Consider the following 25,794-nt stretch of genomic DNA (forward strand, 5'->3'; position numbering starts at 1 on the left):
GAGGAGGGACTATTTTGAAAAATAGTTTAAGTATAAAAGAAACATTGGCTATTGGACTAATGCTTTTTGCATTATTCTTTGGCGCAGGAAATATGATTTTCCCGCCTGTTCTTGGACAATATGCTGGTGAAAACGTATGGCTTGCCATCGGCGGATTCCTACTTACAGGCGTAGGTCTTCCACTATTAGGGGTTATTGCTGTCGCCCTTACAGGTACCGGTGCCAAAGGTCTTGCCGATAAAGCACACCCTAAATTCGGGACTATATTCACCGTGATTTTGTATTTATCCATTGGACCATTTTTCGCCATTCCGCGAACTGGTACGGTTTCGTATGAGATAGGATTAGCTCCATTTCTCTCAGGTGCCCAATCCACTTCATGGGTACCACTATTCATCTTTACCGTAGTGTTTTTCACTATTTCATACTTGCTTGCGTTAAATCCTTCAAAGCTGGTTGATCGTATTGGTAAAATTTTGACACCGATCTTATTAACTGTTATTACTATTATTGTCATTAAAGCCATTGCTACGCCAATGGGAATGATCGGTGCTCCAGATAAAACATATGAGGCAAATCCGCTTTTCACTGGGTTTTTAGAAGGCTATAAAACAATGGATGCACTTGCTTCTATCGTATTTGGAATCGTCGTAGTGACAGCTGTTAAGGACAGAGGCATCACAGAGCGAAAATCTCTTGCAGCAGCTTGTATTAAGGCAGGACTCGTAGCAGCTGTTGGACTGGCACTCGTGTACATTTCACTCGCTTATGTGGGTGCTTCAAGCCCTAATGCCACGGGAATGGTTGGAGCAAATGAAGGAGGAAAACTACTTTCACTTTCTGCCAACTTTTTATTCGGTTCTGCTGGTAACATTGTTCTTGGCGCAGCCATTTTATTCGCTTGTTTAACGACTAGTGTTGGACTTATTTCATCTTGTGGAGAATATTTTTCAAAGCTCTTCCCAGCACTTTCTTATCGTACCGTCATTCTAATTGTTTCTTTGTTTAGCACATTCGTTGCAAACCTCGGACTCGCACAAATCATTTCTCTGTCGGTGCCTGTACTCGTAGCGATCTATCCACTGGCCATTGTCATTATTTTATTATCGTTCCTTGACCGCTGGATTAACGGCAGAAGAATCATTTATATTACTTCTCTCATCTTTACTGGTTTCTTTGCCATCATTGATGGATTATTAGCTGCCGAAGTGAATCTAGGCGGATTGCCTGGCATCTTGAAATCAATTGTTCCGTTTTACGATTTAGGCATTGGCTGGATCATACCAGCTATTATCGGTGCTTTGATTGGTGTACTTATTTCCATGTTTACCAGCCCACCAAAGCAACTTGCCTCATAATCATCGCAAATCAAAACATCCCCTTCCAAAGAAGAAGGGGATGTTTTTTTATTGTTCTTCATATACTAAAATAGAAAAATTCATGACTTTTGTACGAAAACACATGTTGACATCAGGCGTACATCCTTTATAATTAGTGATTGTTAATGATGAACGGTTACCTAGCAACTAATTAACAGAATATTTCAACATAATAATGGAGGCTTTAAATGCAATGAAGGCAACTTTGTCGACGAAAGATACGGTTATCATAGGTTTTATGCTGTTTGCTCTATTCTTCGGCGCCGGTAATATGATTTATCCACCAGAGCTTGGGCAATATGCTGGGCAAAATGTGTGGAAAGCAATGGGCGGATTTTTATTAACAGGTGTCGGTTTACCTCTTCTAGGGATTATTGCAATCGCTTTGACAGGTCGAGATGCGAAAGGATTAGCTGATAAAGCTCACCCAGCTTTTGGAACAGCGTTTACCGTTATTTTATATTTATCTATCGGGCCACTTTTCGCTATTCCTCGTACAGGAACGGTTTCATATGAAATTGGTGCACTACCCTTTTTAGCTGGTGTACCAGCTTGGCTCTCACTTTTTTTATTTACACTGGCCTTTTTTGGTATTACCTATTATCTTGCGCTAAATCCAACGAAAATTGTGGATCGTGTAGGGAAAGTGTTAACACCGATTAAATTTACGATCATTTTGATTATTATCGTCAAAGCCATTTTGACACCGATGGGCGTCATTGGCACACCTGATGTGTCCTATAGCAATGGATCATTTTTCAAAGGGTTTTTAGAAGGCTATAAAACCATGGACGCTCTTGCATCTATTGTGTTTGGGGTTGTTGTCATCAACGCCATTAAAGGACGTGGTGTAACAAGTAAAAAGGCACTCACTTCTGCTTGTATCAAAGCAGGTCTAATTGCAGCTTGCGGATTAACATTTGTTTATCTATCACTTGCTTATTTAGGTGCTTCAAGTACACACGCCATTGGTTTTGTTGGAGATGGTAGTAAAATCTTGGCTCAGTCTTCACAATTTCTTTTTGGCAGTTTAGGTAATATTGTGTTAGGCGCGGCGATTACGGTTGCCTGTTTAACTACAAGTATCGGTCTCGTGACATCGTGCGGAGAGTATTTCTCAAATTTATTACCTAAACTTTCTTATAAAATGGTCGTTACACTCGTCACATTATTCAGTTTTATCATTTCAAATTTTGGACTTGCTCATATTATCGCTTTTTCAGTACCTGTGTTAACTGCGATTTACCCGTTAGCAATTGTGATTATCGTTTTATCACTTGCTGACAAATGGCTTGGTCATAGAAGACCTGTGTATGTCCTTACTTTGATTTTAACTGGCTGCGTCAGTCTGTTTGACGGCTTAGCAGCGGCGAAACTGCCGATTGGTCCTGTGAAAGATCTCTTTCAAACGATCTTGCCGCTATATGACCTTGGCATTGGCTGGATTATGCCTGCCATACTCGGAGTCGTGATTGGATTTGTCATCTCTCTTTTCACTTCTTCTGCTTCAGAAGAACGCCAAAAACAAGTTTCATAACATGGAAAAAGCTGAAGTCCATTTTAGGACTTCAGCTTTTTTATTGATGCTGATATTCTTTTTCTTGCTGAGTTAAAAGCTTCTGGACGGCTCCAGGTGATGCTTTTTCGACAGCTGCTGCTGCCACTTCAAATGAATCGTTATAATCATAGGCATAAAATCTTCGTTCTGCCTCTTTTAATTGCTCTGAAAGAATGTGGTTTTGACTTCTAAACCGGTTGCCATATTGTATAATCCGTTCAATTTGATCCACTTTACGAAGCATGTCATGTGTTTCATCAACCACATGTCTGACTGTTTCAGAGGCTTCTTTTAATTGCTGGTTCACTGCTGGCATATTCAGCGGCAAATTCTCTAGCTGCTCCTGCACTTGCTGAATCATCTCCTGCGCTTTTTCAGCACGATCTTTGATGTCAGCAGGTACACCTGGAATGTTGCTTTTGTGCAGCTGGCGCACTGTATCTGTCAACATGGTTTTAAGTTCAGCCAATGTTTCTCTTGCCTGTAATTCTTCTTTTCGTAACGATTGAAGGTGATCTTTAAACGCTTCATGAAGTGTTTTGGCATCCTCAATAAAGGTCTCAAGCTGATTGATTTCATCCATTAATAATGTGTATGCGACATGGTCACGATCAAGCTTCTCTCGTATTTGCTTCATAAGCTTTTCAATTTCTTCTAATCGTTTTTCGAATGCTTTCTGCTGATCCAGCTCTCCTGCTGTCAGCTTGTAGCTTTCTTTCACAAGAGCCGTTTCTGCCTTTGTCTGCGTGTGGTCTTGTTCAAGTTTTTCAAATGCTTCGGTCAGCTCAGGCATTTTGCTCTTGATTTCCTGACCTGCTTCTACTTCTGCTTCTAGCTGATCATACAGCGTCTGAATCGCATCATCAATCATTTGCAGAATGCTTGATGCTTCATCTAAGTTGAGTTCATCAATCAGCAGCTTCTCCGCACGGGTCAGCTGTTTATTCAAGTTCTCCAGCTCTTTTGTGATCTGGATGTGCTCTAGCTTGTAGCCTTTGTCTGTCATTTCTTTATAACCGTCTTTCAGTTTCGTCAGCTGACCTGGCACAGTTTGTTTACAATCTGCGATGAGCTTCGGTACATCATTGATATATAATTGCAGCTGATCGAGTCTGCGGTCTTGCTCAAGCAAAATTTTCCTTGCTGTCATGTAGTTTCCGTTTTCTGTCTCTTCTTCATACTGCTTGATCCCTTCCCAGGCCTCATCTAAGTCCTGCTCCATTTTGTCATAAAGGGTGCCGTATAAATGGCTGTAAGCAAGTAGATTTTTTCGTACCGTTTGATATTGCTCTTTGACCTTCTCGATGTCTTTTCGGTTTTGCTCTTCACTTGTGACAAGGTCTGCAATCTCTTTTAAAATGTCTTCGATGTTTGAATCAGCAGCGGTGAGCAGATCTCCTATATGTGCAAGAACTTGCTTTGCTTTGGAGAATCGATATTTATCAGAATACTCCTCTGCATCATATAATAGCTCCTCTACCTTTGGAAGATGGGCTGTGACGATATCGTCCCACTCTGCACGCCATCTTTCAAAAAACTGCTCTGTTTCTCCGGTCATTTTTAAATGTTTGATTTTTGAAATTTCTTCTACAATTGATCTGTTTAAAATTTCGATTTTCCATGCTTCCAATCGGTCAATCTCTTTATATATATTTTTTCTGAGGAAATAACCGACTGAAAACAAAGCAAGCAAAATGACAATTAAACCGATGATAAACTCCATAATGAGCCCCCTTGTTGTGATCTAAGTGATGTCAGGGTAGTGTCCCGAGTAGACCTGAGAACCCTTTCGTGTCCGCTTTGCATTTGTTTTTTATAAGCAGGATTGTATTTTTGCCAATACGATCCATTCACGGTTTTATGTATGTTTTTTCAAGAAAGTCATTCAGGCTTTCTATCATTTGATCACATGTATTGATGTGACCTGTTTTTATGTATGCGGAAGCTGTCGTTTTCATTGTTATTATGATACCATGTAACCAGCATTTTTGGTCATGATTTTTCATTATTTTCGCTGATAAACATGACGTTTTTCAAAATATCGACAAGAGGTGACGACATGTTGAAACAAGATGCACATTTACATACGCCATTTTGCCCGCACGGTACGCTTGATCCTTTTCATTCTTATATTGAAAAAGCAATGAAAAAGGGATTTGATTCCATCACCTTTACCGAGCATGCCCCGCTGCCTCCTTCGTTTCGAGATCCAACGCCTGAGCAGGATAGTGCCATGAAGCTTCAAGACCTTGAAGCGTATTTGACGAAGCTGGATCAGCTGAAACAGGAATACAAAGGACAGTTAATAGTAAAAACTGGGCTTGAGGTCGACTATATCAAAGAGTATGAAGAGGAAACAAGTGCCTTTTTAGACTGCTACGGCCCTGAACTAGACGATAGCATTTTATCTGTTCACTTTCTTCCTGCTGGCAATGATTATATTTGTCTTGATTTTGATGAGCACGCCTTCAAGCAGCTGATCAGTATCTATGGCAGCACCGAACACGTCTATCAAAGCTACTATGACCAAATTCATTCTTCTATTCTATCATCTTTAGGTCCATATAAGCCAAAGAGAATCGGTCATATCACCCTTGTCCAGAAATTCAAACAACTTTTCCCATACGAAATGTCGCCAAAACTATGTCAAAGGGTGACCCTTTGTCTTGAAGAAACGGCAAAAAAAGGCATGTCCTTAGATTTTAATACATCAGGTCTTCGTAAAACATATGCCAGAAGTATCTATTTAGATCAATGGATGATCGATCTTGCAAAACAGAAAAAAATTCCGCTCATATTCGGGTCTGATGCCCATCAAGCGGAAGATCTCGGGTATGCGTATGATCAATTTGAAGACATCATGAGTTTCAGGTGAGGATCAAGTGCGGGTTCATTTGGTTCTAACAGATGATGAAGCGACCGGCTCAGTTCCTTATAGTACGTTTGATAAAAGTAAGGCTCGCTTGGGTTGATATAAAGCACCTCTGTTAAATATTGCGGCTGCAGATATGGCATCATCAGAAGTGATTTTAGCTGGATCATAAATGATGAGAGTGACAGCTGCTTACAAATCACATGGGTGCTTTTTCCTTTTTCAATGATGAGCTGAAACAAGTATTTTTCCTTTGTTAAATAGGTGGACATGATTTCCCTGATCAGCGTTGAATCAATGGTCACTTCTCGATAAACGAAACGGGTTAATTGACGATTTTCATGCTGATAAGATAAAATATCAAAAACCACATGAAGTAAACATTCTTTTGCATGACGGGTTTCCATGTGCTGGATGTGCGATTCAATCATCTGAATGTACCCTTCATAAAAATCGGATACGAGCTGCTCGAGCAGCCCTCCTTTTCCTTGAAAGTAATAAGATATATGGGCAACGTTGACGTTTGCTTCCTTCGCAATCTCACGGACAGAGGTTCCAGAAAATCCTTTTTGGTTAAAAAGTCTGATGGCAGCTTCAATAATACGGTCTTTTGTTTGCACGGTTGTTGATGTTTTCATCCGCTCACCCCTCTTCATGTGTACATACTTCAAGGTGAAGGCGGAAGTTCCTTTAATCATTGCTCGACAAATCCCACATGCGAAGCGCAAGTTATGTATTTTTGAGATAGAAAGTAGGAGATTTTCATGTTTCATGTCGAAAAACAGTCTGGCGATCCATCGAAAGACTATCAATTACTCATCAAGCAAGTAGAAGCGATTACGGATGGTGAACCTGATCTCATTGCCAACCTAGCCAATGCTGCGGCGCTGCTTTATCACTCGCTTCCTGAAGTCAATTGGGCTGGATTTTATTTAGCAAAAGACGGAGAGCTTGTGCTTGGTCCATTCAACGGACTGCCCGCATGTGTACGCATTCCTTCTGGAAAAGGGGTTTGCGGTACAGCATTTGCGACAGGTGATGTACAGCGTATCGCTGATGTGCATGCATTCCCTGGTCATATTGCATGTGATGCAGCATCGCAATCTGAAATTGTGATCCCACTTAAAGTAAATGGACAAATCATTGGGGTACTCGATATTGACAGTCCAGTGAAAGATCGTTTCAATGCAATAGATGAAACGTACTTAGTTCAATTTACAGAGGTTGTCCAAAATGCGTTATCAGCATCTACTGATGTGTCATGATACTTGAAAAGCAGACAATGCGTCTGCTTTTTTGTTTTGCTTTCTTCCCGAATGAATGCCGACCACGTTTGACCTTCTCCTCTTTAAATAGGTTGACTTCTCCTATCTGGCGTCATATAATAGAGTTTGTGTGAAATATGGCAGCCTTTTTGTTCGGCTTTTTTGTATCATTTTGTTCCTTCTATATGGAGGTGCATCTTGTAACTCCCTGCTGCTGGAGCGAGGATGCATGAAAACATAATGACGGAAAAGACAAAGAACAGACGGTTTTTATTTTTCACAAATAAAAACAATAAGGAGGAGTCACATTATGGCTCGCTATACAGGTCCAAGTTGGAAGATTTCCCGCCGTTTAGGCATTTCATTAAGCGGAACAGGTAAGGAACTTGAAAAACGCCCTTACGCTCCAGGCCCACATGGTCCAGGACAACGCAAAAAACTATCTGAATACGGTTTACAATTACAAGAGAAGCAAAAGCTTCGTCACATGTACGGTGTCAACGAACGTCAATTCCGTACTCTTTTTGACAGAGCTGCTAAACTTCCTGGTAAACAAGGTGAAAACTTCATGATCCTTCTTGAAACTCGCCTTGACAACCTAGTATACCGTCTTGGCCTTGCTCGTACGCGCCGCCAAGCTCGTCAGCTAGTAAACCATGGTCACATCCTTGTTGATGGAAGCCGTGTAGACATCCCATCTTTCTCTGTGAAACCAGGTCAAACGATTGCTCTTCGTGAGAAATCTCAAAACCTTGCAGTTGTGAAAGAATCAGTTGAAGTGAACAACTTCGTACCTGAATACCTTACTTTCGATGCTGAAAAGCTTGAAGGAACTTTCACTCGTCTTCCAGAGCGTTCTGAATTAGCGCCTGAAATCAGCGAACAACTAATCGTTGAGTTCTACTCTCGTTAATTTCATGACTCTCTCAGAGAGTGATCAAACAAACCCTAGAGACCTTGATTGTTCAAGGATTTCTAGGGTTTTTTGTTTGGTCTTTTGTACGATACTCTCTAGCTACAAATTTACACACAAGAAAATTAGAACACCGATTACTCTTTACTCTTTTTCGTTTTCCTCTTACAATTACATTTACTGGATAACTCACAACTTAAAACAATAATGTAAAGAACGTTAAGGAGGAAAGCAATTTGTCGATTATTTCATTTATGTTAGCACTTATGCTCATTTCAATTGTTATCTATGCGATTTTGAGAAAGACAAAAGTTGTCGATGAAGCGCCTGGAGCTATCGCTGAAATTCTCCTCATTTTACTCATCTTTTTTTCGATTAGTTTTGTCATCATCATTCCAAGTTCTGTACTTTATGTTGTTTCATTAGGAGTGAATTTTCTTTTTGGAGAATATATTACCTATGCATCATTTCTTTCATTATTGACCTTCTGTCTATTCGTCAGTGGGATTGTTCTTTTTTGGTCGATCTTTTTAGTATTCATTGGTAAAGGAATTTCCTCTTTGCTAAGATTTCCTCAATGGTTCACGTTTATCTTTGAATTTTTACTCTCATGGATCGTTGTGCATTTCTCAATTAAGTTTGTCCTTAATATGAACATAGTCAATGTCTCCATTTGGGAGCACGGCACACTCATTTTATCTTTCTTTGTCAGCTTCTTATTTATTGGAATTGATCTCATCTACTCAAGTATTGAACAACGAAAACAGCCGCTGGATGAACAAGCAAAAAGCTCCTAGAGATGATTCTAGGAGCTTTTGCTTGCCCAATTTGTGATCAGCTGCTCAGTTGTCAGGATAGTCGCAAATTCGTCATGCAGTGTTGCAAGTGAAAGGCGATGGATCGTTTCTGGATCATAGTATGTACCGGTTTGATCTGCGAGTCCAAAGGCGGCTGTTGCATCCGACATGAGGTATGTCTCAAAGCCTAGGTTTCCACTCATTCTTGTTGTGGTAGATACGCAGTGCGGTGTTGTAAGTCCAGCAATCACAACAGTGTCGATCTCGTTTGATCTTAGTTGTTCCTCTAAGTTTGTACCTATAAAGCTACTGTTGACTTTCTTTTGTATGACCGTTTCTTCATCTAGCGGTTTGGCGATCTCTTTGAAGGAGTGCCCTTCATTTGCTGGATGAAATAAGGAGTGCGGCTGATCCGATGTATGCTGAATATGAATGACTGTCCAGCCTTTTTCTCTCCAAAACGTCAATAGACGACTGATATTCTTCTCTGCATCTAGGTTATTCCGTTCTCCCCATTTTTCGTGCTCGAATGCTTTCTGTACATCAACCATAATCAAAGCCTTTTGATGTTGTTGCACAAATCCCCACCTCCAAAGAATCTGAATCATTACTTGTAGTGTAAGGAATGGTGGTTGATTTGTACATGTTTTTATTTGGCTATGTACGATGTTTTGTCTGTTTTTGCAGTAAAAAGACAAACCACACACTGGCTATTAAGTAATAGATACCAATGATGGATGTACAATTAGATATGACTTCTGCCCATTGCACTGATTTGACGATTGCCATCCAGATCATATAGATAATCAGAAATGAACATGGGAAATAGAGAAAGTAGCCTAAGAAATATTGTTTGAGTTTTTGCGTCATCTTTTATCCTCCTAAAAACCTTCTGCAACACCTAGTAGACCCTATATAACCATGACATCAAAAAAGACAGCACAAATCGCTGTCTTTTTCATTTTTTAATTCGTATTCTGTCCTCCGCCATTCAATCCTTCTTTCACATAGCCCTTGACTTGGCTTGAGGTTAATAGACCGATATGTCCAACGCCGTGGATGAGGACGTTTCTCGCGCCAATTAAGCGTGAGAGGCTGTTGACGACAATGAGATCGGCTGAGCTATAGACAGATGTGTAAAGAATTTTTTGATTTGGATCGGTGCCTGGTAATGCTCTGAGTGATACGAGTCCATTCGCTCCACCAAGTGTGACGACGTTTTCAATTTTATCTCCGCCGTCTAGGTTTTTAATATAGTATAACGTGTTCGCACCACCCATACTATGAGCCACAATATCTACTTTTTTGGCGCCCGTTTTGGCTAGTACATCTTTGACGAATCTAGAGAGCCTCGGGCCATTGTTCAGGTTATTACCTGTTTTGTCTATGAAATCGATTGCAAAAAGTTGGTTTTGATCCCATCCCTGTGATACCAAGTATCGTTTGATCGAAGCAAAGTTATAAGACGCACCGCCCATACCATGCACCATCACAACCGGATTATGCGCAGCCGCTTTGGCTTCTTTCGGCTGGATGAAGGCCATTGAACCTAGCACTAAGGCAAGGGCAACAAGAATTTGCAAACTCTTTTTCTTAAATCGAATCACTTTCATTCCCCCTTATTCATCTTATTCGACTCTATTTTATACAAGAAAAATATGTCAGAAAAGTGAACAAGGTAATGTTTTATGAGATGATTTTACAGCACAATACCTAATGAAAAAGCACCATGGTCTTTTTGAAATTAAAACAAAAAGACTACGAGCCTCTCTATCTTTCATATATAATGTGAATAGACAAAAGGAGGTTCTACTAGATGCTATTTACTCAAACACCTGCACCACCTTACTATGCAGTCATTTTCACATCAAAACGAACGAAGGTTGAGCAGAAAGAATACGCTGCTGCTGCTCAAAAAATGGAACAATTAGCGAAAGAACTAGACGGGTTTCTTGGAATAGAAAGTGCACGAGATGAACATGGTGTTGGAATCACTGTCTCTTACTGGGATTCATTAGCAGCCATCAAAGAATGGAAAGCACATACAGCACATCAGCGTGTTCAAAAAAAAGGAAAAAAAGATTGGTATGAATCCTATACAACCCGAATTTGTAAGGTAGAACATGCTTATACAAACGAAGATTCACTTCTTGAATAAGAAACAGACAAATGAGAGAAAACCGCTCTGTAAAAGCTTAATTCCTACTTCTGAATAAAAAAGAAAAACACCTCAATGTATATGAACATTTGAGGTGCTTTTCATGGTACTTACTGTTTCATAAGGATTTATTTATACGTTACAAGGAAGTATTTCTTTTTCCCTCTTCTTAAGACGGTAAATTGGTTTTCAATTCGGTCTTCAGCTGAAAGGACATAGTCTTTGTCGGTTTGTCTCTCTCCGTTGATGTAGACGGCACCGTTTGTAATATCTTCACGTGCTTGACGTTTTGATGGAGACAGTTTTGATTCGACAAGAACATCAACAAGTGTTAATTCTTCTGCACTGTCTTTCTCCATTGATGGCACATCTTTAAAGCCTACTTTCACTTCTTCTGCTGTAAGAAATTTGATCTCGCCTTTAAATAGCGCATTTGAGATGTTGACAGCCTGTTCTAGTGATTCACGGCCATGCACAAGTGTTGTGACTTCTTCTGCCAAACGGCGCTGTGCTTCACGTTTTTCAGGGGCTGTTTGCACTTTTTCTTCATACGATGCGATCTCTTCTTTTGATAAGAACGTAAAGTATTTTAAGTATTTCACGACATCACGGTCATCTGTGTTAATCCAGAATTGGTAGAATTCATATGGTGATGTTTTTTCTTTATCTAACCAGATGGCACCGCCTTCTGTTTTCCCAAACTTCGTGCCGTCTGCTTTTGTGACAAGCGGCATGGTGAGACCGAATGCTTTAGCCCCTTCTGCTTCTGACTTACGGATCAACTCAAGTCCAGATGTGATATTTCCCCACTGGTCACTTCCGCCGATTTGCAGCTTACAGTTTTCATTTCTGTAAAGGTTCAAAAAGTCTAATGATTGCAGAATCACGTAGCTGAATTCTGTGTACGAAATCCCTGTTTCAATACGGGAGCTGACGATATCTTTTGCGAGCATGAAGTTGACACCGAAGTTCTTTCCAATATCACGAAGGAACGTGATGACATTCATTTGACTGATCCAGTCATAGTTATTGACGATAACAGCTGGGTTGTCACCTGCTTCAAAATCAAGGAATTGAGAGAGCTGTCCTTTGATTTTCTCTGACCACTGTTCGACGATTTCTGCTGGGTTTAGTGAACGTTCTGCTTTTTTGAAACTTGGGTCACCAATCAGTCCAGTTGCGCCGCCAACAAGTGCAATCGGATGATGACCTGCTTCTTGGAATCTGCGCAATGTTAAAATTGGGAGTAAGTGACCAATGTGCAAGCTGTCAGCTGTTGGATCAAAGCCGGAGTATAGCTTGATTTTTTCTTCTGCTAATAATTTTGTTAAACCTTCTTCATCTGTTTGCTGCTGAATTAATCCTCTGAACGATAAATCTTCCATCAATTGACTCATATCCAAATCTCCTTTTTTTACAATTCAACATAAAAAACGCCCCTTCGAATGAACGAAGGGACGATATATATCGCGGTACCACCCTGCTTAAAAGACAAAACAACACGTCTTTTCACTTACACTGATAACGGACAGATCCGTTCTTTCACTAATCAGATAGCATATGCTCCTTTTCGTAAAAGCGGTTCGTGAGGGTAATTCGAATATCTCTTTGTACTGACTCGCACCAGCCGTCAGCTCTCTTGGACAGGGAAAGATGATTCTACTGAATCTCAGTCAAAACCTTTTCATATTCAACTAAAGTCATTTTTAACATACTTTTGATATCAAGTCAACTGACGGAAGTGATTAATCTTCCATTGTCGAGAGATCGCCAGCAGGTAAATTCAGTTCCCACGCTTTTAGCACACGTCTCATAATTTTACCGCTGCGTGTTTTTGGCAGTTTGTCTTTAAACTCAATTTCTCTCGGTGCTGCATGTGCAGCGAGTCCTTTTTTCACAAACGTACGAATCTCTTCTTTTAGCTCATCTGTCGGTTCGTATCCGCTTCTAAGCGCTATAAATGCTTTAATAATTTCACCGCGCACAGGATCTGGTTTTCCGATGACACCAGCCTCTGCAATGGCCGGATGTTCCACCAGTTTACTTTCTACCTCAAATGGACCGACCCGCTCTCCTGACGTCATAATGACATCGTCGACACGTCCCTGGAACCAGAAGTATCCGTCTTCATCCATATAAGCTGAATCTCCTGAAACATACCAATCTCCCGGCATAAAGTAAGATTCATATTTTTCAGGATTGTTCCAGATCGTATGCATCATAGACGGCCAACCTTTTTTGATGGCAAGGTTCCCCATCCGGTATGGCGGAAGTTCATTTCCGGCATTATCTACAATCGCAGCTTCAACGCCTGGAATTGGTTTCCCCATTGACCCTGGTTTGATATCCATGCATGGATAGTTACAAATCAGCTGTGCACCTGTTTCTGTCATCCACCAAGTATCATGAATTCGTTTACCGAATACAGCGTCTCCCCAGCGGATCACTTCTGGATTAAGTGGCTCTCCTACACTTAACACATGACGGAGTGAGCTGAGATCATATTTTTGAATGAGATCGTCTCCTGCTCCCATCAACATTCTGAAGGCTGTCGGTGCACTGTACCAAACGGTCACACCAAGCGATTCAATGGTTTCGTACCACGTATCAGGGTTGAACCTGCCGCCTAAAATGACATTCGTCGCTCCATTCAGCCACGGAGAAAAAATACCGTACACCGTCCCTGTTACCCAGCCTGGATCAGCTGTACACCAGTAGACATCTTCTTCTTTCAAATCAAGTACCCATTTACCCGTCTGGCCTTGCTGCACCATTGCCCCATGAACATGGAGCACACCTTTTGGCGTACCAGTGGACCCTGACGTGTAATGAAGCAGGTATCCATCTTTTTCATCCATCCACTCAATTTCAAGTTCCTTCGCTGCCTGCTCAAATGCTTCTTCAAAGTGAATTGTCCGCACACCATCTGCATCCTCTTTTTCACCACCGACAATGATGACGGATTCAAGCTTTGGAAGTTCTGCAAACGGAATCCGCTCAAGCAGATCAGGCGTTGTCACAATCACTTTTGCCTCACTATTTTCTAAACGATCTTTGACGGCACCTTCCATAAATGCCTCAAATAACGGACCGACGATCGCACCAATTTTGACAGCACCAAGCAGTAGAAAATAGAGCTCAGGTGATCTTGGCATAAAGATAAACACGCGATCCCCTTTTTGCACATGTGCCTGTTCTCTTAATAGATTTCCTGCTTTGTTTGTCTTGATTTTCATATCCCTGAACGTATACTTTTCATCCCGCTGTGAATCTTTGTAGTGAAGCGCCACCTTGTTTTTACGAAACGAGTCCGCATGTCTGTCAATCGCTTCATAAGCTGCATTTACTTTTCCTGTTTCATACCAAGAGAAATTTTTTCTCGCTTCCTCCCATGAAAATTCTTTGTATGCTTGCTCATAATCATTTAAATGATAGTCCCCTTTTACTGATGGTAGCGTTTCCACTTTCATCAAACAGTCCCCCTTTGCATACGTTTACAATGACCATTATAGTATAGATGACTTTTTTTCTCAATTTTTAAAAAACTTCTGATGAAACCGTTTTAATTATTGTCAGATTTAAGATAAAATAGAGACGACTCACTAGAATTTGAGGCGGTGGATACGTGGAGCATCCTAAAACTTATTATTCAAAAACAATTACGAGAGAAACAGGCACCATCCTGATTGAAGGACCGGTACCTGCATCAGAGCTTGCGAACTATACGTTTCATGAAGGACTAACGGCATTTCGCACGCCTGAGGAACAGAAACAAGCACTTGTTGAAATAGCAGATCTTCCTGAAGGACGTATTATCATTGCTAGGGTGGATGAGCTTGTCGTAGGCTATGTCACGTATTTGTACCCTGATCCGCTTGAACGCTGGTCAGAAGGCAACATGGACAATTTAATTGAGCTCGGTGCCATTGAAGTCGCTCCTCCATTCAGAGGCTGTTCACTTGGCAAGCATTTACTGGATGTGAGCATGATGGATGAGCAAATGGAGAATTACATTATCATTACAACTGAATATTACTGGCATTGGGATTTAAAGGGGACAAAGAAAAACGTGTGGGAGTACCGCAAAATGATGGAGAAAATGATGAACGCAGGCGGTCTTGTCTGGTTTGCAACAGACGAGCCAGAGATCAGCTCACATCCAGCCAATTGTTTAATGGCACGGATCGGAAAAAATGTAAGTCCTGATTCGATCGAGCGTTTCGATCGTCTTCGCTTCCATCAGCGCTTTATGTATTAACGTTCAATTCGTTTTTTTGGCAAAGGGGATTGGTAAACATGATGATTGAACAAATTATGGAGCGTGATGTGATCACGCTTCGCAAAACCGATACGATTGAAGAGGCCATTCAAAAAATGAGTGCACATCACATTCGGCATATTCCCATCGTATCTGAGCAGGGATCTGTCATTGGGATGGTGACAGATCGGGATATTAAAAATGCCAGTCCAAGTATTTTTGAAACAGAGAAAAGGCAGCTTTTTATTCAGCGGCCGGTTGAAGACATCATGGTGCTAGAGACGATTACCGCTCATCCGCTTGATTTCGTTGAGGAGATTTCAAGTGTCTTTTTTGAACACGGAATTGGCTGTCTTCCCGTTGTGAGACGCGGCAAGCTTGTAGGGATCATCACAAAAACAGATTTACTTCGTACGTTTGTAAGACTAACAGGTGCAGATCAGCCTGGATCACATTTAGAGGTTGAAGTAGCGCAAGTGACAGAGGGTCTTGCAGACATTACGGCCATTTTAAAAGAGCAGCATATTCAAATGCTGAGTGTACTCGTGTACCCACATGCCAATGAATCCTCTAAAGTGCTCGTCTTCCGCCTTCAAACGATGCATGCTGATCATGTGACGAAGCTAATTCGTGCAAAAGGCTATAAGGTGCTATGGCCTATGGAGCAGACGATCAAATGAAGGAAGCGACCTTTGTTTTTTCACCATCTTTTCAAACGTACCAGTTTCACCAAGATCATCCCTTCAATCAGCTTCGCGTCTACTTAACTTATGATCTTCTTCAAAAAATGAAGGCGTTAACGGATGATGAGATTGTCGCACCTCGTATGGCGACGCTGGAGGAGTTAAAGCTTGTCCATACAGCAGACTACATTCAAGCAGTACAGCGGGCAAGTGAAGGAAAACTGTCCACCGCAGAGGGGGAACGTTATGGTCTTGGCACTGAGGACACCCCGATGTTTGCAGGGATGCACGAGGCAGCTTCTCTCCTAGTTGGCGGGACATTAACAGCGGTTGATCAAGTGATGCTTGGACATTCGCAGCATGCGCTCAATCTTGGCGGCGGGCTTCATCATGGATTTAAAGGACGTGCCTCTGGCTTTTGTATTTATAATGACAGCTCGGTGGCCATTCAGTATATTCAAAAGACATATGGCGCTAGAATTTTATATATTGATACAGATGCTCATCATGGCGATGGTGTACAATTTAGCTTCTATGATGATCCAGAGGTATGTACTGTTTCCATTCATGAAACAGGGCGCTATTTGTTCCCTGGAACTGGACAAGTACAGGAAAGGGGTCATGATAAAGGCTATGGCTATGCATATAATATCCCGCTTGACGCATTTACAGAAGACGAATCATTTTTAGAAGCCTATCGAACAGCAGTGACAGAGATTGCTGCTTTTTTTAAACCAGATGTCATTTTGACGCAAAATGGAGCAGATGCCCACTATTATGACCCTTTGACACATTTATCTGCTACCATGAAAATATATGAGGAAATTCCTAGAATTGCCCATGAGCTGGCGCATCAATATTGTGATGGAAAATGGATCGCTGTGGGCGGAGGCGGCTATGATATTTGGCGTGTCGTCCCAAGAGCATGGAGCCGCATTTGGCTTGAGATGAAAGGCATTACACCACCAGATGCGCTTCCTCTGGAATGGATTCGGGCATGGGAAAAACAATCGCCTGTTCCGCTTCCATCCACATGGCTAGATCCTGACGATTTATATCCACCGATTCCAAGAAGAGCAGAAATTACAGAAAAAAATGCACAAACGGTAGAAAAAGCACTCATGCCTGTTCGACGAGAAAAGAAAAAGGCATAAAAAAAAGCAGGCGTCCACTGATCAAGTGAGCCTGCTTTCTTTTTTATTTCGTCGATTGTCTTTCTTCGATTCTATGTGGCAATTCAACAATTTGATCTTCTACTTGTTCTTTGTTCATGAGCTTTGTCAAAAGTCTCATCGCAACAGCGCCAATATCGTAAGTCGGCTGAACAACTGTTGTCAATTGAGGGCGCACCATGAGGGATAGTCTTGTGTTATCAAAGCCAATCACTTCTAAATCTTCAGGAATTGATACGCCTCTGTCCTGCGCTCCATGAATGACACCTAGCGCCATTTCGTCAGTCGCTGCAATCACAGCCGTCGGCTTGTCAGATTGATCAAGCAGATTAGCCAGCGCTTCAATACCAGAGTCATATGAGTAGTCTCCTTCAGCAACAAGCGCTTCGTCAAATACGATACCAGCTTCTTCAAGCGCACGCTTATAACCAGCAAGCTTTCTCATAGAGTTAATTGGTTCTGACATTGGTCCAGATACAAACGCAATTCGTTTATGTCCTTTTTCAACTAATAGCTGAACTGAATCATAAATGGCTTGTTCATAGTTAATGTTGACTGATGGTGTTTGTGCCTGCTCTTCAACAGATGCTGCAAGTACAATTGGTACAGGAGAGCGCTTAAATTCTTCCACATGCACATCTGTAATGTTTCCGCCCATAAAAACGATTCCATCTACTTGTTTGCCAAGCATTGTGTTTAACAAATGAAGTTCTTTATCAGTATTTTGGTCTGAGTTGCTCAAAATAATGTTGTACTTGTACATCGTCGCAATATCTTCAATTCCTCGTGCAAGCTCTGAATAGAAGATACTTGAAATATCAGGGATGATGACCCCAACTGTTGTGGTCTTTTTACTTGCAAGGCCTCGTGCGACTGCGTTCGGACGGTAGCCGAGACGATCAATTGCTTCAAGCACCTTTTTTCTTGTTGTTGGTTTTACGTTTGGATTACCATTAACAACGCGTGATACCGTTGCCATACTTACGTTTGCTTCTCTTGCTACATCATATATTGTAACATTATTCACATAAATCACTCCTTCAAATACACTTCATATCTATAGCATTCACCAATTGGATAGAGACATGTCAGATACGAGGAAAATAATATCCTATTTGTCATTAAAACGATGAAAAGAGACACATAATTTTTCAATCTACATCAAAATGACCTTCTTTTATGAAATTATACACGTTTTTTCATCATATGAAAACGTTCCCTTTCTTTTTATAACTAAATTAAACAAACTTTAATGAGCTTGTTACCTGTAAATTGAATCATATTTCACCAAAAGTCGTCGTGAACGTCAGCTATGACAATGATCTTAGCAGATTCTATCAAATTTTAAAAATGAAAACATTGTGAACAAGCGTGTTTTAAGCTTGCAATGTGTTTTCTTCCTTTCATTGCCAGTCTTATCGTATTTTTTCATGAAAAAAACCGCCGGGCTGTCATCCGGCGGCTTTTCTATTTATGATTATGCGTGAATGTTGACAAGTGGTCTTAACGCATCTAACCATTTTTCGAATTGTGGAATGTCCATTTGCTGCGCTGAATCAGATAGGGCAACAGATGGGTCTGGATGCACTTCTGCCATCACACCGTCTGCTCCAATCGCAAGAGCTGCTTTAGCCGTTGGAAGAAGTAGATCTCTACGTCCTGTTGAGTGTGTCACGTCAACAAAGACTGGTAAATGTGTCTCTTGTTTCAAGATTGGCACAGCCGAGATATCTAGTGTATTTCTTGTGGCTGTTTCGTAAGTGCGGATGCCTCGCTCGCAAAGGATGATTTGGTCATTTCCTTGTGCGATGATGTATTCAGCTGCATTGATGAATTCTGAAATCGTTGCTGCTAGACCGCGTTTTAAAAGAACTGGTTTGTTCACAGATCCAGCTTCTTTTAAAAGCTCGAAGTTTTGCATGTTACGTGCTCCAATTTGGATGACATCGATATGCTCAATCGCTTCTTCAATATGAGCAGGGTTCACGATTTCACTAATAACAGCAAGACCGTATTCATCCGCTACACGCTTTAGAATCTTTAGACCGTCTACGCCAAGTCCTTGGAAGTCGTATGGACTTGTGCGAGGCTTAAATGCGCCGCCACGAAGAAGTTTTAGTCCCTGCTGTTTCGCTGCTGCCGCTACTTCTGCAACTTGCTCGTAGCTTTCAACGGCACATGGTCCAACGATGAAACGTTGTTTTCCGTCACCGATCGCTTCTCCATTGATATTTACAATTGTATTTTCAGGTTTTTTCTTACGAGAAACAAGAAGTGCTTTGCTGTGGTCATCTTCTTGAAGCTCTAAGCCTGCTTTGAAAATTTCTTTGAAAATATGTTGAATCGTTGAATTTTCAAATGGGCCATCATTTTCTTCAAGAATTTGATTTAGCATTGTGCGCTCTCTGACAGGGTCATAACGGTTGACACCTTGCGCTTCTTTTGCCTTTCCAATTTCTTTTACAATGTTTCCTCTTTCATTGATCAGTTTTAAGATTTGAAGATTTAGTTCATCTGCTTGCTGTCTCAATTGTTCCAATTCATTGTTGCTCATTTTTGTCATCCTTTCCTCTGCCCGCTCTCGCTTTTTATTTTTGATCTCTTATAATAGGGTTTATTATAAACAAAGATTTCGGAATTGTCACGAAAAAATTCTTTATTACCCAAACGCTTTTAAGCGATAAAGTATTATGTGTAAGATTATAGCATACTTTTGATACAAGTAAACCTTTTTTATAAAAAAAACGTCAGCAATCGCTGACGTTTTTCTACATGTTATGTTCAAGCGCTTCTTTTGTAATGCTTGAGTGAGAAGCATGCCACTTTACTTTGCCACCGCTAAAGATGAGTGCCTGCGGGCTTTCGTGCTTGATCCCTGACTTTTCAGTCACATAGGATGAAAGCTCTCTTGTGTTTTGAATTTGCAAGAAATAAGCAGGAACATCCTCATGTTCTGACGCAAACGCTTCAAACTCTTGAAAAGCAGCTTGGCTGATTGGACATGTCAAACTGTGCTTAAAAAAGACAAAGGTTCCGTCTTGATTCGTTAGTTGATCAAACTGTTCTTCTGTTTCTATGAGTTGTTTAGACATGATGTGCTCCTTCCTAACTTAAGCAGCGAGTTAGCCTTTCGTAGATTGTTCTACTTTTTCTTTGACATCTTTGATGCCGTCTTCAATGTCTGCTTTTGCTTCTTGTGCTCTTACTTTTGCTTCATCTGCTACATCTGAAGCTTCATTTGCAATATTTGCTGCAGCATCTTCTGCTTCGCTTTTTACTTGTTTAGCTTTTCCAGCTGTACGATCTTTTATGTCTTTTACTTTGTCTAAAATCTGGTTTGACTGCTCTGCTACGAGCTGAGACAATTCAGATGTTTTGTCTTTCGCAATCGTCACATATTCAGTGCCTTTTTCCTTTGCATCTGTTGTAAGACGATCTGTTTTTTCTTTTAGGGCATTCGCTTGGGTGTTCAAATCATCGCGAAGCTCTTTCCCTGACTTTGGTGCTAAAAATAATGCCGTTGTTGCACCGATAATGCCACCGATAAGTGTTCCGATCAAAAAGTCTTTGCTATTGATTCCGTCTTTGCTCATGATTATTCCTCCTATGCGAAAATGGTTGTTTATTGTTGTTTACGCTGTTTCCATTTTTTATAGATTTCAAGTGCTGCGTTACTCCAGCTTACCACATCCGTGACTTTCTCTTGATTTCGTTCAACGGATGAAGAAACCGCACCAGCTGCCTGCTTTATGCTTGTATTAAATTGGTTGATCGAGCCACCAATTCCCTGCACCGCATCCACAACTGTGTTAAGTTTTGCCGATTTGTCTTGAATATCTTCAGCAAGCTGATTGGTCTTATGTAGCAACTGTGCTGTCTCTGTGGTGATGCCTTGCATCTGTCCTTCAAGACCTTCTAAAGTTGATGCGACATTCTTTAATGTCAGCTGTAAGGATTTCAATGTTTTGGACAAGTAGATGACAAGAATGAGGAAAGCGATTGCGATGAGTGCAACGCTTAAATAGAGAATAATAATCATCTGATACCTCCTTTGCTGCGGGCATATTCAATTCAATACCCTCTCGTTGTATCATTCAAACATCGCCTAGAATGACCGATTGAATAATAATTCTACACTTATTCGCCAATTCCTGTCCACAGCGAACGAAAAAAAGCGGCACATCTTGTCACATTTAGCCCCTTTGTCACATTTTATTCAAAATAAAAAAGCGCCGATTGAATCGGCACTTTTTGATAGGCACTTATACTGCGACTTTCTCATAAGCACGAAGATACTTTTGAATATCTCCTGCTCCCATAAAGACCAAGATCGCATTTTCATGTGCTTTCAGCACAGATGTCTCTTCTTCTTCAATCAATTGGGCTTGCGGAATTTTTTCCCGCAAATCTTCAATGCTTAGTTTCCCAATGTTTTCACGAGCTGAGCCGAAAATATCACAGAGGTATACATAGTCTGCTTTTTTCAGACTGTCCGCAAATTCACTTAAAAATTGCTGTGTACGAGTGAAAGTGTGCGGCTGGAAGACTGCTACAATATCACGGTCTGGATACTTTTGGCGAGCTGCTTCGATCGTGACTTCAATTTCAGTCGGATGGTGCGCATAATCGTCAATTAAGACTTGTTCACCGACTACTTTTTCATTAAAGCGTCGTTTCACACCACCAAATGTCGTTAAAGCACCTTTGATGAGCTCTACATCAATGGCCTCATAGTGGCATAATGCAATGACCGCTAATGAGTTAAGGACATTGTGGTTTCCGTAAGCAGGGATGTAGAAGGTATCATAAAACGTATTACGTACAAATACATCAAATGTCGTGCCTTCTGTGTTTTTCACAACATTTCGTGCTTGGAAATCATTTTCTTCATTGAATCCGTAGTACACAACAGGTACTTTTGCTTGGATCTTGAGAAGATGCTCGTCATCACCGCAGGCGATGATGGCTTTTTTCACTTGAAGTGCCATGTTTTGAAACGCATCGAACACGTCATCAATATCCGTGAAATAATCAGGGTGATCAAAATCAATATTGGTCATGATCGCATAGTCTGGATGGTAGCTGAGGAAATGTCTGCGGTATTCGCACGCTTCAAATACAAAATACTCGCTGTTTTCTTTCCCCATTCCAGATCCATCACCGATTAAGTAGGAAGTTGGTTTTGCCGCTTGCATCACATGTGCAAGCAGACCTGTTGTCGATGTTTTACCATGAGCACCCGTAATTGCAACGTTTGTAAATGAATCCATGTATTCTCCAAGAAATTTATGATAACGAATGACAGGAATCCCTTCAGAAAGAGCACGCTCAATCTCAGGGTGTGTATCTGGGAATGCATTTCCTGCAATCACCGTCATCCCTGGCTGAATATTATCTGGGTCAAATGGAAGAATTTTAATATTTCGTTCTTCTAATGCTTTCTGTGTAAAGATATGTTTTTCGATATCCGATCCTTGGACAGTATACCCAGTATCATGAAGAATTTGGGCCAGTGGACTCATACCTGTCCCTTTTATTCCAACAAAATGATAAACAGTCATAATTGTACCTCCAACAAACGTCTATCTGACTTACAGTATATGACGCTCATTTCAATTTGCAACTTGTGATTTTTGTCTCTAGCTTAGCTGATCACAAATCGCAGCTCCAAATAAAGATTTTTTTCCGATCTTCCTATTCTAATCAATATTAACTATGATTAGTATCCGACAACTTTCCCATTTCTAACACCTGCTTTCGCTCATTTTCGTTAAAAAGCGTTCAGACAGGCATGCGAAAAGCGTCCAATTCAAAAATTGCACCTATGTGCTATCATACCATGTTTATCAAAAAAATGAAGTGGTTTGTTTAGATCAATTGTTCTAAATCACTCAGTGTCATGAGGACCTCTCTTGGCTTACTGCCTTTTGCACCAGAGATCATTCCTTCACGTTCCATCATATCAATCAATCTCGCTGCTCGATTGTAGCCAATTCTAAATCTTCTTTGCAAACTGGATGTACTTGCACTATTTTGCTCGATGGCGAATCGGCATGCGTCCATAAACAATTCATCTTCGTCTGTAATGGCAGAGCCTTGGAGCATCAATTCTTCCTGTTCAAAAAGGAACACAGGTTTGCGCTGTTTTCTCACATGCGCTACCACTTCATCAATCTCTCGATCTGATACAAAGTTCCCTTGCAGCCTTGTCGGTTTGCCAGAGCCATTTTCTAAGAACAGCATGTCTCCTTTTCCGAGAAGCTTTTCAGCACCTGCCATATCAATAATGGTTCTTGAATCCACTTGGCTTGAAACAGAGAAAGCAATTCTTGTTGGGATGTTTGCTTTAATGAGACCTGTAATGACATCAACAGAAGGTCTTTGCGTCGCAATGAGTAAGTGAATCCCGCATGCTCTTGCTTTTTGGGCAATTCGGCAAATGCTTTCTTCGACTTCATTTGGTGCGACCATCATTAAATCAGCCAGCTCATCAATGACAACGACAAGATATGGCAGTTTTTCACCCATTTGTTTTTCTTTCACCAGTTCGTTAAATCGTTTGATTTCTCTCACACCAGAGTGTGCAAACAATTCGTAGCGTCTTTCCATTTCATCTACTACCCATTTCAGGGCAGCTGTTGCTGTCTTGGCATCAGTAATAACTGGGCTCACAAGATGCGGAATGTGATTATACGGCGCCAGTTCGACCATTTTAGGGTCGATTAACAGCATTTTCACTTCATCAGGTGAGGCTTTAAACATCAGGCTTACGAGAATGGTATTAATACAGACACTTTTCCCTGAACCTGTTGCTCCGGCAATTAAGCCGTGCGGCATTTTTTGCAAATCAACCACAACGGGCTGACCGGAAATATCCAATCCGAGCGCCGCTGTTAATGGAGATGGATTGTCTCTAAAGGCACTGCTTCTGATCATTTCTCTCAAGAAAACCATTTTACTGTGAAGGTTCGGCACTTCGATTCCAATCGTGTTCTTCCCAGGAATTGGCGCTTCGATTCGAATATCTTTTGCAGACAAACTGAGTTTGATATCATCTGACAGGTTTGTAATTTTGTTCACTTTCACGCCTGGTTCAGGATGTACTTCAAATCTTGTAACAGAAGGACCTTGCGTCACATGAACAACACTTGCTCTGACATTGAAGTTTTTCAGTGTGGCATTGAGCAGTTCTGCCCGTTCTTTCACCCATGTTCCGTCCTCTTCTTTTTGTGCTGGCGGAACGTCTAGAAGAGCTAAACTCGGAAATACATATCCTTGTGCATCTGCCGTTTTCTTCTGTCCTTGCACGCGCTGATCACTTTTTAACATCATGACGTTAAAAGGAACGGTGGAGGTTTGACCGCTTGAGCGCTTTGGCTGTGGAGAAGACGGTTTTGGTTCTTCACGATTCGGTGCTTCTCGTTTTACTTCGGGCGTTTCTTCATGCTGCTCTGCCATATCCGCGGCGATCTCTGCTTGTCCAGAGTCAGCAAATTCATCTGATGCTTCTTCAACTGGCATGACTTCATCATCTGTTAATTTTTCTTCCGGCAGGGAATCATCATCTTGCAAATCTTGTATGATCACCGGTTCTTCTTGTTCAAATGCTGCCGCTGACACGTCTGCTTGACTTTCTTCTATCCATGCAGCCTCTGTTGTTTTTTCCATAGCCTCTACTTCATTCTCTTCCAGCATCGCAGTTTCTTCTACTGGGCTTTCTATCTCCATGTCGAGTGCTGGTGATGGGCTTTCAGCTGTTTCAAATGTAAAGCTCTCTTTTTTCTGAGCATCATCTTCAAGCGGAATCATCGGCTCTTCTTGTTCAATGGTGACTGTCTGTTCTTCCTCCATCTCTAGAGGCTCGTTAGATGCTTCAGCTTGCTCCATATGTAAGAATGCTTCCCGATCGTCTTTGGTCTGTGACAAAGCTTGATCTTGATCCTCTGTCTCACTGAAAGGCTCGTCATATAAACGTTCCATCGTTGATTGAACGTGATCTTGATAAGCGAGTTCCTCTTGCAAAGTAAGCGGGGTCGTGACAGGTTGCTTCTCTACTTGTTCTGCTGTTTGGGCTGACATCATGTCTTCCATACGTTGTTCTTTTCGTATAGACGGGATGTTCATTTGCTGTCTTACATTCCGTTCACGCTCTGCTTCTTCTGATAACAGTGTGACACGCTGTGACGTTTCTTCTGCCGATTTCATTTTGACAGAAGATGTGTCTTCTTTGGCTGCTGCATGTTTTGGACGCATATCCTGGTGGTAGCCATAGATCGGTGAAGGGATTTGCTCTGGTTTAAAAGGCTTTTTATTGAGATCAGGCTGCACCGTTTGTTTTGGCTGATAGGTCGTCTGCTTTGCCTTTGGCTGACTTGGCCGCGTGCGCCTTCTTTCTTGCTGCTTTGCTGCCTCACGTGCAGGTTCATCTGGAACGAGAGGAAAGCGGAAATTGCCTTTTGGATATTCATAATACACTTTCGTATCTTCAACTTTTTTATATTCTTTATGCTGTTCAACAGCTGGCTGCTTTGGTGCAATCGGACCTGTTTCAGGCCTCTCAGCTTTTTCTTCTTTTTTTTCTTCTCCTAAAAATACACTAAAAAATTTATCTAACCAACTCATCATTTATCACTCACTTTAACTCCCCTTACGTTTTCTTGGGCGATTTTTAGTATACCATTGCTTTTTCATGCAGAAAAGCGAGAAAAGTGCTACGCTTTGCTGTTCATGCTGTCTGTA

The 25,794-nt window shown here is 41.2% G+C and carries 24 protein-coding genes and 1 other annotated feature; of the genes, 10 read left to right on the forward strand and 14 right to left on the reverse strand.

The window, feature by feature from the left end:
• Nucleotides 1-14 precede the first annotated feature (14 nt).
• Both brnQ (BA79_RS07760) and brnQ (BA79_RS07765) read left to right on the forward strand, forming a co-directional pair.
• Nucleotides 15-1,358: a branched-chain amino acid transport system II carrier protein gene (gene brnQ, locus BA79_RS07760; protein WP_035702031.1), complete on the forward strand. Its 1,344-nt coding sequence runs from the start codon at nt 15-17 to the stop codon at nt 1,356-1,358.
• Nucleotides 1,359-1,572: 214 nt separating this feature from the next.
• Nucleotides 1,573-2,916 (forward strand): branched-chain amino acid transport system II carrier protein, encoded by a 1,344-nt coding sequence (gene brnQ, locus BA79_RS07765; protein ID WP_035702034.1) that lies wholly within the window; start codon nt 1,573-1,575, stop codon nt 2,914-2,916.
• A gap of 40 nt (nt 2,917-2,956) precedes the next feature.
• Here brnQ (BA79_RS07765) and ezrA read toward each other — a convergent pair whose 3' ends face one another.
• Nucleotides 2,957-4,660 (reverse strand): septation ring formation regulator EzrA, encoded by a 1,704-nt coding sequence (gene ezrA, locus BA79_RS07770; protein WP_007501773.1) that lies wholly within the window; start codon nt 4,658-4,660, stop codon nt 2,957-2,959.
• Nucleotides 4,661-4,996: 336 nt separating this feature from the next.
• On the opposite strand from ezrA, the gene hisJ reads away from it, so the two are divergent.
• Nucleotides 4,997-5,812 (forward strand): histidinol-phosphatase HisJ, encoded by an 816-nt coding sequence (hisJ, locus tag BA79_RS07775; protein ID WP_035702037.1) that lies wholly within the window; start codon nt 4,997-4,999, stop codon nt 5,810-5,812.
• Here the strand turns inward: hisJ and refZ are convergent.
• Entirely contained in the window at nt 5,782-6,447 is a 666-nt protein-coding gene (gene refZ / locus BA79_RS07780; protein WP_017358301.1) for a forespore capture DNA-binding protein RefZ, read from the reverse strand. The genes hisJ and refZ overlap by 31 nt on opposite strands.
• A gap of 126 nt (nt 6,448-6,573) precedes the next feature.
• On the opposite strand from refZ, the gene BA79_RS07785 reads away from it, so the two are divergent.
• From BA79_RS07785 to BA79_RS07795, 3 genes are all read left to right on the forward strand, one after another.
• Nucleotides 6,574-7,074 carry a GAF domain-containing protein gene (locus tag BA79_RS07785; protein ID WP_008343079.1) on the forward strand — a complete coding sequence of 167 codons (501 nt, stop codon included), beginning with the start codon at nt 6,574-6,576 and terminating at the stop codon, nt 7,072-7,074.
• A gap of 310 nt (nt 7,075-7,384) precedes the next feature.
• Complete coding sequence (rpsD, locus tag BA79_RS07790) at nt 7,385-7,987, forward strand: 30S ribosomal protein S4 (protein ID WP_007501777.1); 603 nt, start codon at nt 7,385-7,387, stop codon at nt 7,985-7,987.
• Between the two features lie 236 nt (nt 7,988-8,223).
• A complete protein-coding gene (locus BA79_RS07795) occupies nt 8,224-8,784 on the forward strand; it encodes a hypothetical protein (RefSeq protein WP_035702040.1) in 561 nt (186 codons plus the stop codon).
• Between the two features lie 8 nt (nt 8,785-8,792).
• Here BA79_RS07795 and BA79_RS07800 read toward each other — a convergent pair whose 3' ends face one another.
• The 3 genes from BA79_RS07800 to BA79_RS07810 all read right to left on the reverse strand — a co-directional run bounded on the left by BA79_RS07800 (nt 8,793) and on the right by BA79_RS07810 (nt 10,328).
• Nucleotides 8,793-9,392, reverse strand: coding sequence for a cysteine hydrolase family protein (locus BA79_RS07800; protein ID WP_135226564.1), 600 nt, complete (start codon nt 9,390-9,392; stop codon nt 8,793-8,795).
• A gap of 49 nt (nt 9,393-9,441) precedes the next feature.
• Nucleotides 9,442-9,654 (reverse strand): hypothetical protein, encoded by a 213-nt coding sequence (locus BA79_RS07805; protein ID WP_035702043.1) that lies wholly within the window; start codon nt 9,652-9,654, stop codon nt 9,442-9,444.
• A 95-nt stretch (nt 9,655-9,749) separates the two neighbouring features.
• A complete protein-coding gene (locus BA79_RS07810) occupies nt 9,750-10,328 on the reverse strand; it encodes an esterase/lipase family protein (protein ID WP_373368006.1) in 579 nt (192 codons plus the stop codon).
• A 272-nt stretch (nt 10,329-10,600) separates the two neighbouring features.
• On the opposite strand from BA79_RS07810, the gene BA79_RS07815 reads away from it, so the two are divergent.
• A complete protein-coding gene (locus tag BA79_RS07815) occupies nt 10,601-10,942 on the forward strand; it encodes an antibiotic biosynthesis monooxygenase family protein (RefSeq protein WP_035702046.1) in 342 nt (113 codons plus the stop codon).
• 128 nt (nt 10,943-11,070) lie between these two features.
• On the opposite strand, the gene tyrS is transcribed toward BA79_RS07815, so the two are convergent.
• Both tyrS and acsA read right to left on the reverse strand, forming a co-directional pair.
• On the reverse strand, nt 11,071-12,339 hold the full coding sequence (gene tyrS, locus BA79_RS07820) for a tyrosine--tRNA ligase (RefSeq protein ID WP_035702047.1): 1,269 nt from the start codon (nt 12,337-12,339) through the stop codon (nt 11,071-11,073).
• A gap of 53 nt (nt 12,340-12,392) precedes the next feature.
• Nucleotides 12,393-12,628: a binding site (T-box leader), on the reverse strand.
• 59 nt (nt 12,629-12,687) lie between these two features.
• Complete coding sequence (gene acsA / locus BA79_RS07825; RefSeq protein WP_017367863.1) at nt 12,688-14,412, reverse strand: acetate--CoA ligase; 1,725 nt, start codon at nt 14,410-14,412, stop codon at nt 12,688-12,690.
• Between the two features lie 155 nt (nt 14,413-14,567).
• Here acsA and BA79_RS07830 point away from each other — a divergent pair, with 155 nt between their 5' ends.
• From BA79_RS07830 to BA79_RS07840, 3 genes are read left to right on the forward strand one after another with little or no spacing between them, the layout of a single operon-like run.
• Nucleotides 14,568-15,200 (forward strand): GNAT family N-acetyltransferase, encoded by a 633-nt coding sequence (locus BA79_RS07830; protein ID WP_008343062.1) that lies wholly within the window; start codon nt 14,568-14,570, stop codon nt 15,198-15,200.
• A gap of 38 nt (nt 15,201-15,238) precedes the next feature.
• Nucleotides 15,239-15,880: a CBS and ACT domain-containing protein gene (locus BA79_RS07835; protein ID WP_035702050.1), complete on the forward strand. Its 642-nt coding sequence runs from the start codon at nt 15,239-15,241 to the stop codon at nt 15,878-15,880.
• Nucleotides 15,877-17,037 (forward strand): acetoin utilization protein AcuC, encoded by a 1,161-nt coding sequence (locus BA79_RS07840; protein WP_035702053.1) that lies wholly within the window; start codon nt 15,877-15,879, stop codon nt 17,035-17,037. Before BA79_RS07835 ends, BA79_RS07840 begins: the two co-directional genes overlap by 4 nt.
• A 43-nt stretch (nt 17,038-17,080) precedes the next feature.
• Here the strand turns inward: BA79_RS07840 and ccpA are convergent, their stop codons facing one another.
• The 7 genes from ccpA to BA79_RS07875 all read right to left on the reverse strand — a co-directional run bounded on the left by ccpA (nt 17,081) and on the right by BA79_RS07875 (nt 25,680).
• Nucleotides 17,081-18,082, reverse strand: a complete 1,002-nt coding sequence (gene ccpA, locus BA79_RS07845) for a catabolite control protein A (protein ID WP_035702055.1) — start codon at nt 18,080-18,082, stop codon at nt 17,081-17,083.
• Nucleotides 18,083-18,532: 450 nt separating this feature from the next.
• On the reverse strand, nt 18,533-19,609 hold the full coding sequence (locus BA79_RS07850; protein ID WP_017358315.1) for a bifunctional 3-deoxy-7-phosphoheptulonate synthase/chorismate mutase: 1,077 nt from the start codon (nt 19,607-19,609) through the stop codon (nt 18,533-18,535).
• A gap of 214 nt (nt 19,610-19,823) precedes the next feature.
• Complete coding sequence (ytxJ, locus tag BA79_RS07855; RefSeq protein ID WP_007501805.1) at nt 19,824-20,147, reverse strand: bacillithiol system redox-active protein YtxJ; 324 nt, start codon at nt 20,145-20,147, stop codon at nt 19,824-19,826.
• A 30-nt stretch (nt 20,148-20,177) separates the two neighbouring features.
• Nucleotides 20,178-20,648, reverse strand: a complete 471-nt coding sequence (locus BA79_RS07860; RefSeq protein WP_007501807.1) for a YtxH domain-containing protein — start codon at nt 20,646-20,648, stop codon at nt 20,178-20,180.
• A gap of 29 nt (nt 20,649-20,677) precedes the next feature.
• Nucleotides 20,678-21,094 carry a DUF948 domain-containing protein gene (locus tag BA79_RS07865; protein WP_017367864.1) on the reverse strand — a complete coding sequence of 139 codons (417 nt, stop codon included), beginning with the start codon at nt 21,092-21,094 and terminating at the stop codon, nt 20,678-20,680.
• A gap of 223 nt (nt 21,095-21,317) precedes the next feature.
• Nucleotides 21,318-22,616, reverse strand: coding sequence for a UDP-N-acetylmuramate--L-alanine ligase (gene murC, locus BA79_RS07870; protein WP_008343047.1), 1,299 nt, complete (start codon nt 22,614-22,616; stop codon nt 21,318-21,320).
• Between the two features lie 307 nt (nt 22,617-22,923).
• A complete protein-coding gene (locus BA79_RS07875; protein WP_051626184.1) occupies nt 22,924-25,680 on the reverse strand; it encodes a DNA translocase FtsK in 2,757 nt (918 codons plus the stop codon).
• Between the last annotated feature and the right edge of the window lie 114 nt (nt 25,681-25,794).

Origin of the sequence: Bacillus altitudinis 41KF2b, assembly GCF_000691145.1 — a bacterium.
GTDB lineage: Bacteria > Bacillota > Bacilli > Bacillales > Bacillaceae > Bacillus > Bacillus altitudinis.